The organism is Streptomyces spongiae (assembly GCF_009377185.1).
Classification (GTDB): Bacteria; Actinomycetota; Actinomycetes; order Streptomycetales; family Streptomycetaceae; genus Streptomyces; species Streptomyces spongiae.
Genome location: NZ_VJZC01000005.1, coordinates 69556 through 76289 on the forward strand (window position 1 = coordinate 69556; position 6734 = coordinate 76289).

The following is a 6734-nucleotide window of genomic DNA, read 5'->3' on the forward strand; positions in this document are numbered from 1 at the left end:
AGCGTGGTTAATGTCCACCGGCACCCAGGGGTTTTACCGGTCAAATGAGGAGGTGGTGAGCACATGGTCACCATGGACGACGTCGCCAGACGCGCCGGGGTCACCAAGCAAACCGTCTCCAATGTCGTGCGCGGCCGAGCGGTCGTCAGCGCGGAGACCAAGGCGAAGGTGGACGAGGCGATAGCCGCACTCGGCTACCGGCCGAACCTGGTCGCCCGGGGTCTGGCCACCGGCACCACCATGTCCGTCGGCTTCATCGTGCCCACCATCGCCAACCCGTTCTACTCGGCCGTGGTGGAGGAGGTGGAGACGCTGCTGGAAGAACACGGCTACCACCTGCTTCTGGTGACCACGAGAGGGGACAGGGACAGGGCGAAACGGCATCTCACGCTGCTGTCCAGCAGATCCGTGGACGCGCTGCTGGTGGCGGGCGACCGGGATCTCGGTGCACATCTGCCGCTACTGGAAGGCCTGATGCTGCCTGTCGTCCTGTGCGCGTGGGAGACCAGGCCCCCGGACACCCTGCCCGTCATCACCGTGGACTACGAGAAAGCCGGGTATCTGGCCGGTCGGCACCTGCGCGAACTGGGTCACCGACGCCCCGTGGTGGTCGCCGAACTCCCTGCGCACGGGACGCGTGTGCAGGGTATGCGCCGCGCCTTCGCGACAGTTGGCGTGAAAATCCCGGATGAATCGGTGTATTCGGTACCGGAATCGACATCCGAGGCAGGGTACGCCGCTGTGCAACGGGTCCTGTCCTCGGGCGAGCGGGCCAGCTGCTTACTGACCTCCACCGACGCCATCGCGCTCGGCGTGATGGAGGCGCTCCGTCATCGGGGGCTGCGTGTTCCCGAGGACGTCTCGGTCGTCGGCATCGACGACATTCCGCAAGCCGTACATGCCCATCCACCCCTGACCACCGTGGGCCTGCCCAAGCGGCGGATGGCTCGTGACGCGACCGAGCTGCTGCTGAACGCGATCCGTGACAAGCAGCCCGTGTCGCCCGGCCTGTCCCTCCTCAGCCCCGAGATCGTCGTCCGCGCGAGCTCCGCGCCGCCGACCGGCTGAGGCGCCGCTACCCACGAGATCCAGCGCGCGCAAGCCTCAGCGGGCCGGGGCAGGACTGCCTCCCCGCTCCGGCCGGGCCATCGCGCGGGCCCATCGTGGCCGCTTCATGGGTCGGCACGTCCCACCTCCCCCGTACCGCCCCTTCTCCTGACCTCTCACCTGCCGCGCCCAACCCTCCCGGTGGGCGCGAACCATCGGCGCATTCGCCGCCGCTCACCCACGCTCCCACCCACTGCGCCGTCCGCACGACGACCCCCGAAGGGGTTCGTCACCTCCCCGCTAGGAGTTCTCCCATGCAGCACCATCTCTCCCGCAGAAGCCTCCTCGGCAGATCCGCCGCCGCTGTGGGCGGCGTCGCCCTGGGCGGCAGCGCGCTCAGCGCCTGTGGTACCGGCGGCTCCGGCGGCGGCGGCTCGCACCCGACGCTCCAGGTCATGTACGACGGGATCGACACCGAGCTCGGCAAGCAGCTGGCGGCCTTCGAACGCGCGAACGACTGCAAGGTCGTGGTGTCGAAGTTCGACCAGGTCAAGCTGAACGCCGCCATCGCGGCCGGCAACCCGCCGGACCTCGTGCGCACCAGCGGTGCCTCCGAGATGCCCAACCTCATCGCCCGCGGCCTGGTCGAGAACCTCGATCCGTACTTCGCCAAGAGCACGGTCTTCAAGGCCGCCGATCTGGACCCGATCGTCGGTGTCTACCGCTTCGACGGCAAGCGCCAGGGCAAGGGTTCCGTCTACGGCTTCCCCAGCGACTTCTCGCAGGACGCCATGCTCTGGTTCAACAAGGAACTGTTCGACAAGGCCAAGGTCTCCCACCTCAAGCCCACCGACAGCCTCACCTACGACGACCTGCTGGACCTGGGCAAGCGACTGACGGTCCGCAAGGGCGGCAAGGTCGATGTCTTCGGCTTCGACCCGGTGTGGAACTTCGTCAACCAGGCCCACCTGATGCAGATGATCGCCCAGCAGGGTGGCTCGCTGTGGAACGACGACTTCACCAAGGCGGACTTCACCACCCCCGAGGCCCGCCGGGCGCTCCAGTGGTACGTGGACTGGGGCAAGGCCCGAGTGGGCTCCGGTCCGCTGGACCCGATCTCCGACTGGCAGGGCCCGGTCTACGGCGCCGGCCGGATCGCCGTGGTCTCCTACGGCTACTGGTTCGGAGCCTGGATCAACGGCGGCGACGCCGGGGCGAAGGGCGCCGAGATCGCCGCCGCGTCCGGGTTCGTGCCCGCGCCGCAGATGGGCTCCACCCGGGTGGACGCCTGTATGACCGCGACCGGCGCGTGGATCCCGAAGAAGGCCGCACACAAGGAACTCGCCTTCAAGTTCCTGGAGTTCTGGCGCGGCGGCGCACCGGCCGAGGCCCACTTCAAGGCCGGCGGCGGTCTGCCCGCCCTCAAGCACTTCCGCACCCTGCTGCCCAAGTCCACGGCCTTCGACGCGGACCACTACCAGACGCAGATGAAGAACCTGAAGAACCTGAGCGTCCTGCAGTTCTCCCCGTACGCGAACTACACCGCCGTCGAAGGGGCGATCACGACCAACGTGGAAGCGGCCATGAAGGGCCAGACCTCCCTGGACAGCGCGATCCGGGGGCTCCAGACCGCCGTCGACGCCGTCGTCCAGCAAGGCAAGCAGCAGCTCGGCGCCTGACACCTTCGCCGACAACCAGAAAGCAATCGGCATGACCCTGCTCACACGACAGGACCCGGCCACCGGACACCCGGTGGCCCGGGCCGGCCGGCCACGCGGCCGACGCTGGAAGCGTTACCCCACCTGGAAGTTCTACGCGTTCGTCTCTCCATGGGTGATCGGCTGTCTGGCTCTGACAGCTGTTCCGATGGGGTACGCCCTGCTGCTGAGTTTCACCGACTTCGACGGCCTGTCGGGCAACTGGCGCTGGGTCGGCCTCGACAACTACACCACCGCGTTCCACGATCCCGTGGTGTGGGCCAGCCTGCGCCGGACCGGACTGTACGCGCTCATCGCCGTACCGCTCAGTCTGGCGGGCGGCCTGGGCCTCGCGCTGCTGCTCAACCAGCGGCTGCGCGCGATGGGGGTCTTCCGCACGATCTTCTATCTGCCGTCGGTGGTGCCCGTCGTCGCCACCGCGCTGATGTTCAAGTTGGTGTTCGACAGGGACACCGGCCTGGTCAACGGGATCCTCGCCTGGGTCGGGATCGACGCGGTGCCCTGGCTCATCGATCCGCACGCCTTCACGATCCTGATCATGCTCTCCCTCTGGGGCCTGGGCGGCGGCATGGTGATCTTCCTTGCCGGGCTCCAGGCCATACCGGCCGAACTGCTGGAGGCCGCCTCGGTCGACGGAGCGGGCCCGCTGCGCCGGTTCTGGCACATCACGCTGCCGGTGCTCAGCCCGATGATCTTCTTCCAGCTGGTGCTCACACTGATCACCACCCTGCAGACACTGGTCCAGCCACTGCTGCTGGCCCCCGCGGTCTCCGGGGGCGCCGGGGGCGGCGCGACTGACGCCACCCATGTGCAGCAGGGCGACTTCCTGTACATGGTCAACGTCTACGCCCAGTTCTTCAGCTACCAGAAATACGGCTACGGGGCCGCGCTGCTGTGGATCCTCTTCCTGGTCATCCTCGCCGTCACGGCGGTAGTGCTTCGCTCCAGTACGTCGTGGGTTCACTACGAGGTCGACCAGGACGGTTCGGAACAATGACGACCCCCAAACTCACCCTGTCCAACCGTGACGCCCTCGGGGCCCGGCGTGGTCGGCGGCTGATGTACGCGGCCCTGGTCCTGCTGGCCCTGGTCTTCCTAGCGCCGCTCGTGTGGAACGCGCTCTACGCGCTCAAGAGCCGCTCCGAGAGCGCCAGCACGGATGTGCACGTCCTGCCGCAGTCCGCCGAGTGGGGCAACTTCCACCGCGCCCTCACCATGATCGACTTCGGTCGGTACACCGTCACTACCTTCATGCTGGCGGGCATCTTCGCGCTGCTGGTGACGGCGTCCAGCGCACTGGTGGGTTTCGGTTTCGCCCGCCTGCGCGGGCGTGGGCGGAAACCGCTGTTCACCCTGATGCTGGCGACCACGATGGTGCCCCAGATCCTCACCGTCATCCCCACCTACGTGATCTTCAGCAAGCTCGGCCTGGTCAACACCTACTGGCCGTGGGTGCTCTGGGGCCTCGCCGCGTCGCCGTTCCACGTCTTCCTCTTCCGGCAGGCGTTCGCCGGCCTACCCCGGGAGCTGGAGGAGGCCGCGATCCTCGACGGCTGCGGCTATTTCCGGATCTTCTGGCAGATCCTGCTGCCGCTCGTCAGACCGGTGATCGCCACCTCGATCATCCTCGCCTTCACCTTCGTCTGGGGTGACTTCATCACTCCGGCGATCTTCCTCAACGGTGACAACACCACCCTGGGTGTGGCCATGGCCGCCGGTTACACCGACGGCGGTATCACTCTCAACAACGTGCTCGCCGCCGGAACGGTGTTCTATGTGCTGCCCGTCCTGGTGCTGTTCTTCGTGGCCCAGCGCTCCTTCACCCGGGGTGTCGCCACCTCGGGTCTCAAGGGCTGAGCCGCTCGGGCGGGTACGGCCCCGCTGCCGCCGAAGGCTTGTCCGCCGCCTCACCTCTCGCCTACTCTCAACCAGCCATAGAAATCGTTAACTATCCAGTGTCACAGGAGCCTCATGAGTGAGTCGTCCGCGTCCGCGCAGGCCTATGTGGAGAGCCACCAGCCCGGCAGCGGACGACGCGAGCCCCGAGCGTCCCTGCCGGCCGACGCGCCCCGGTTCGACCTCAACGGATCGTGGCGGTTCCGGCTCTCGCCCCGCGTGCCCGACGAGAACGACTTCGCCGACCCTGGCTTCGACGACTCGCGGTGGACGGAGATCACGGTCCCGTCCCACTGGCAGCTGCAAGGCCACGGAGCACCCGCCTACACCAACATCGACTACCCGTTCGACGTCGACCCTCCGCACGTACCCGACGAGAACCCCACCGGCGACTACCGCCGTGTCTTCGACGCACCCTTCGAGCAGGGCGTGCTGCGGTTCGAGGGGGTGGACTCGTGCTACAAGGTCTGGCTCAACGGTGAGGAACTCGGCTGGTCGACGGGAAGCCGCCTGCCCGTCGAGTTCGACGTCACCCTGCGGCCGGGCGTCAACGTCCTCGCGGTACGGGTGCACCAGTGGTCCGCCGCCAGCTACCTGGAGGACCAGGACATGTGGTGGCTCTCGGGCATCTTCCGAGACGTCTCGCTGCTGCCCCGCCCCGTCCTGGACGACCACTTCGTCCACGCCGGTTACGACCATCTGTCCGGGACCGGCAGCCTCAGCGTCGCCACCGCGGTCCCGGCCCGGCTGACCGTGCCCGAGCTGGGTCTGTTCGACGTACCCGCCGACGCCGAGCATTCCGTCGGCCCCGTCGAGCCGTGGACCGCGGAGACGCCCCGGCTGTACCACGGCGAACTCGCCGCCGGGGACGAACGGATCACGGTACGTATCGGGTTCCGGACCGTGGTGGTCGAGGACGGCATCCTGAAGGTCAACGGCCGCCGTGTGCTGTTCCGGGGCGTCAACCGGCACGAGTTCCACCCGGAGCACGGGCGGGCCGTGCCGTACGAGACCATGCGCGAGGACGTGCTCCTCATGAAGCGGCACAACATCGACGCGGTGCGCACCAGCCACTATCCGCCTCACCCGGCCTTCCTCGACCTGTGCGACGAACTCGGCCTGTGGGTGATCGACGAGTGCGATCTGGAAACCCACGGCTTCGAACGCGTGGCCTGGCGGAACAACCCCAGCGCCGACCCGAGTTGGCGGGAGGCGTACCTCGACCGGATGCGCCGCACGGTCGAGCGGGACAAGAACCACCCCAGCGTCGTCATGTGGTCGCTCGGCAACGAGTCCGGAACCGGCGACAACCTGCGCGCGACGGCCGAGTGGACGCACGACCGCGACCCGTCCCGGCCCGTCCACTACGAGGGCGACTGGACGAGCGGCTACGTCGACGTCTACAGCCGGATGTACGCCGACACGGGGGAGGTGGAGCGGATCGGACGCCACGCCGAGGACCCCCTGGACGACCCGGCCGCCGACACCCACCGGCGCCGGCTGCCGTTCATCCTCTGCGAGTACGCGCACGCGATGGGCAACGGGCCCGGCGGTCTGAGCGAGTACCAGGCACTGTTCGAGAAGTACCCGCGCTGCCAGGGCGGTTTCGTCTGGGAGTGGATCGACCACGGTCTCGTCCACCCCGAGCACGGTTACGCGTACGGCGGCGACTACGGCGAGCCCCTGCACGACGGCAACTTCGTCACCGACGGTCTTGTCTTCCCCGACCGCACCCCCTCCCCCGGTCTCGTGGAGTACAAGAAGGTGATCGAGCCGGTGCGGATCGAAGGAGGACTCCACGGCGACCTGCGCATCACCAACCTCCACGGCTGGCGCGACCTCTCGCACCTCGCGTTCACCTGGGCACTGGAGTGTGAAGGGGAGACGGTGGCCACGGGCGTCCTCGACATACCGACGGCGGCTCCCGGCGAGACCGTTCCCGTCCCCATGCCCGGCCTGCCCCTCACGATGGGCGAGACATGGCTCACCCTGCGGGCCGTACTGGCCGGCGACGAGCCCTGGGCCGACGCGGGCCACGAGGTCGCCTGGGGACAGCTCCCGGTCAGCCCGGCC

Annotated in this window: 5 protein-coding genes; all 5 read left to right on the forward strand. The window is 68.1% G+C overall.

The genetic code is table 11. The features are described from left to right. The first annotated feature begins 63 nt into the window (after window positions 1-63). The gene (locus FNH08_RS01900; protein ID WP_152769457.1) at window positions 64-1068 is read left to right on the forward strand and encodes a LacI family DNA-binding transcriptional regulator; all 1005 of its coding nucleotides are present in this window, start codon (window positions 64-66) and stop codon (window positions 1066-1068) included. Between the two features lie 293 nt (window positions 1069-1361). Further along, window positions 1362-2726, forward strand: a complete 1365-nt coding sequence (locus tag FNH08_RS01905; protein ID WP_152769458.1) for an extracellular solute-binding protein — start codon at window positions 1362-1364, stop codon at window positions 2724-2726. Window positions 2727-2757: 31 nt separating this feature from the next. Further along, window positions 2758-3762 carry a carbohydrate ABC transporter permease gene (locus FNH08_RS01910; RefSeq protein WP_152769459.1) on the forward strand — a complete coding sequence of 335 codons (1005 nt, stop codon included), beginning with the start codon at window positions 2758-2760 and terminating at the stop codon, window positions 3760-3762. Beyond that, window positions 3759-4622, forward strand: coding sequence for a carbohydrate ABC transporter permease (locus FNH08_RS01915; protein WP_152769460.1), 864 nt, complete (start codon window positions 3759-3761; stop codon window positions 4620-4622). Before FNH08_RS01910 ends, FNH08_RS01915 begins: the two co-directional genes overlap by 4 nt. A gap of 114 nt (window positions 4623-4736) precedes the next feature. Beyond that, window positions 4737-6734: glycoside hydrolase family 2 TIM barrel-domain containing protein (locus tag FNH08_RS01920; protein ID WP_152769461.1), on the forward strand; the 1998-nt coding region annotated here is incomplete at its 3' end.